The 2,972-nt window shown below is 70.7% G+C and carries 3 protein-coding genes; 1 reads left to right on the top strand and 2 read right to left on the bottom strand.

Features of this window, described 5'->3' with window-relative positions; all coding sequences use genetic code 11:
- Positions 1–762 (top strand): reductive dehalogenase domain-containing protein (locus RN743_RS12460; protein WP_310780233.1); only part of this gene is annotated, 762 nt, incomplete at its 5' end.
- On the opposite strand, the gene RN743_RS12455 is transcribed toward RN743_RS12460, so the two are convergent.
- Together RN743_RS12455 and RN743_RS12450 are read right to left on the bottom strand one after the other, a co-directional pair.
- Positions 722–1,957 carry a PepSY-associated TM helix domain-containing protein gene (locus RN743_RS12455; RefSeq protein ID WP_310780231.1) on the bottom strand — a complete coding sequence of 412 codons (1,236 nt, stop codon included), beginning with the start codon at positions 1,955–1,957 and terminating at the stop codon, positions 722–724. The two genes, RN743_RS12460 and RN743_RS12455, sit on opposite strands and share 41 nt — an antisense overlap.
- Positions 1,958–1,994: 37 nt before the next feature.
- Positions 1,995–2,711: a helix-hairpin-helix domain-containing protein gene (locus RN743_RS12450; RefSeq protein ID WP_310780229.1), complete on the bottom strand. Its 717-nt coding sequence runs from the start codon at positions 2,709–2,711 to the stop codon at positions 1,995–1,997.
- Positions 2,712–2,972: the final 261 nt, after the last annotated feature.

Below are 2,972 nucleotides of genomic sequence, written 5' to 3'. Positions count from 1 at the left end.
AACGACGAGCGGTGGCTCTACACGCACGCCTACAGCCGCGAGAACGAGCACGAGAAGCCGCAGGAGATCTCCACCGATCTCGGCAACGTGATCGTGATCGCGCAATCCATGGACCGGGAACTCCTGAGCACGGCGCCCTCCGCGCTCAGCGGCACCGCGACGGGCGCCACCTACTCGCGCGACACGATCGTGCTGCTCGCGATCGCGCAGTACATTGTGAATCTCGGCTACCGCGCCGTGGCCAGCATGAACGACTCGGCGCTGGTCATCCCGCTCGCCATCCGGGCCGGGCTGGGCGAGTACGGGCGCCACGGCCTCCTCATCACCCGCGAGTACGGTCCCCGGGTGCGGCTCGGCAAGGTGTTCACCGACATGCCGCTCGCGCACGACCGGCCCGTCCGCTTCGGCGTGAAGGAGACGTGCGACATCTGCCGCGCGTGCACGAAGGGCTGCCCCGCGGGGGCGATCGCCGGCGGCGAACCGTCCACGCTCGTCCACAACCGGTCGAACATCCAGGGCATCCGGAAGTGGACCACGGATGCCGAGAAGTGCTTCCGCTTCTGGGCCAACCAGAACACGGACTGCTCGATCTGTATCCGCGTCTGCCCCTACAACCGCGACTTTCGCGACCGGTGGAGCCGGGTGTGGCGCCGGCTGGCGGGCACGCGGCTGCGGCGGTTCGCCCTGTGGCTGGACCGCGTCGGCGGCCGCGGCGAGCGCCTCAAGCCGTCCCGCTGGTGGGCGGCGCCCGGGGGCGCCTGACCGAGCGCCGCAGCGCCCGGCGAAGCCCGACGAAGCGTCGCAGCCGGCGGACCGCCAGCGAGAGGCCGGTCCACACCATGAGCGCGGCTGCCAGCGAGAAGAGTCCCGCCAGCAGTTGGCCCGGCAGCCCCCAGTACTCCCCCGTGTGCGCGTAGCGGAGGAACTGCTGCGCGCGCCGTGTGGGCGTGTCGTCGGCGAAGGTCTCCCAGGCGCGCACGCTGCCGGTGGCGGCGTCCAGGGTGAGCCGGCCGGCCCTGTGCGGCTGGCCCGCGCGCCCTCCCCGCACCTCGACGCGAACCTCGGGGTCCGTGGGGCGCGGCATGTGCAGGATCAGCGTCCTCCACTCCGGGGCCCAAGCCTCGGCGGTTGCGAGCGCGGCGCGGAGGTCCGGGTCCGGGGCGCGACGGGCGTCCCCCGAAATCGCCGTCCCCTCGACTTCGTCCCCCTCGACTTCCTCCCTCTCGACTCCCGCTCCTTCGGACGCCGACTCAGCCGGCCATGCCCCGGCGGGTACCACGTTCCCCACCGTCGGATAGACCCGGTCTCCCACGGCCGGATACGACGTGGCGACCCCCGTCGCGGCGATCACGGCCAGCGGCAGCACGGACCAGATCCCGACCACCTGGTGCCAGTTGAAGTCGCGCTTGGCGCCCTTCGCCCCGCGACGTAGCAGGAGCGCCTGGGCGAGCGACCGCCGGGTGACGGGCCGCGGAATCCACAGGATCGGTCCGGTGAGCAGAAGAAAGAGGAAGGCCACGTTGACCGCCCCGGTCACCGCCCGCGCCCGGCGCACCGAGCCGCCCGACACGTTGAACCAGCGGTGCCAGTTGTGGGCGCCCTCGAAGAACCGCTCGAGTCCGCCGGGTCCCCTCGCCAGCACCCGCCCCGTGTACGGATCGACCAGGGCATGGAGGTCCTGTCCCTCGTGGACGCGCACGGGCGCGCGCGGATCCGAAGAATAGCTCAGCGACGTCGCCACGAGCCCCGCAGCCAGCGCGACCCCCTCCGGACGCAGGCGGTCCGCAGGCAGGCGGTCCGCGGCTTGCGGCACGGTCACGAAGTACCGTCGCTCCGCCAGCCCCGTCACCGTCTCCTCCAGCGACAGCACGGCCCCCGTCGCCGCCAGCATGAGGATGACCAACCCGGCCGCCACGGCCACCGTGAGGTGGAGCCAGAAGACGACGCTCCGGATCATCGCAACGCCCTCGCCGGGCCGCGCGGGGGCCGGCGCCCTATCCGCCCGGGTTCAGCGTCACGTAGCGCTCGAACCGCGCGACCTCGTTCTCGTCCACGTACTTCCCGATCTCGCGCCGGAACTGCTCCAGGTCGGTGTAGGGGCGGTACTCCTCGAACTCGTGCGCCATGCGTTCGCTCATCCCCGGCACCGCCATGATCTCGTCGCGGGTGGCGCTGTTCAGGTCGATCGGGACGTACACGTAGCGCGCGAGCCGCTCGACCTCGTCCTCGTCCACGTACTTCCCGATCTCCATCCGGAACTCGCCCATGTCCGCGTACGGGCGGTACTCCTCGAACTCGTGCGCCATCCGATCCCCCACGCCCGGGATCAGCAGGATCTCGTCATTCGTCACGTCGTTGAGGTTGATCGGCAGCCAGAGCGCGCCGTACGCCGCCACCGCCGCCTCGTCTCCGACCGCCTCCGCCAGCGCCGCATGCAGATCCGCCGCGCGCAAGTACGGCCGTCCGCCGACCACGGCCGCGGCCACCTGGGCCGTGATCCCCGGGACGGCGGCCAGTTCGTCTTCCGTCGCGAGGTTGGGGTTCAAGAGGGCGGCTGCGGCATCGGCGCCGGGGGCCTCCGCATCGCCCATGGCCTCGCCGGACTCCGCGGCGGCGGGCTCGGACTCGGCCGGTTCGCCGTCCCCGGCACAGCCGGCCGACAGCACCGGAATCATGACGAAGGCAAGAAGTGCGCTGCGACTGCGGAACATGCTTCCCCCATTTGCACGATTAGAATGAGATTCATTCTCAACTGGGGCCGAAGATCCATGAGCCCCGCGTCCAGGTCAAGGCACGACGGCGGCGAGAGGATGCTCACCGGCGTTCCCGCGGGAACGTGTCGCGCGTCGAGGTCCGTCGAAATCGGTCGAGATCGGTCGAAATGGGGCGAGATCGGCTGGAGGACCGCGTTGAGACTGCGTTGAGACATGGCCCGAATATTTACCGAAGATCGGGGTATGAAACCGGAGTTG

The sequence above is a fragment of the Candidatus Palauibacter scopulicola genome (assembly GCF_947581915.1).
GTDB classification, from domain to species: Bacteria; Gemmatimonadota; Gemmatimonadetes; order Palauibacterales; family Palauibacteraceae; genus Palauibacter; species Palauibacter scopulicola.
Note: the sequence above shows the minus strand (reverse complement) of the source record. Positions and strands in the feature narration are given on the sequence as shown.

Excerpts from the sequence above, each read along its gene's own strand:
- RN743_RS12450 (WP_310780229.1), bottom strand. The coding sequence starts at position 2,711 with ATGTTCCGCAGTCGCAGCGCACTTCTTGCCTTCGTCATGATTCCGGTG.
- RN743_RS12455 (WP_310780231.1), bottom strand. The coding sequence starts at position 1,957 with ATGATCCGGAGCGTCGTCTTCTGGCTCCACCTCACGGTGGCCGTGGCG.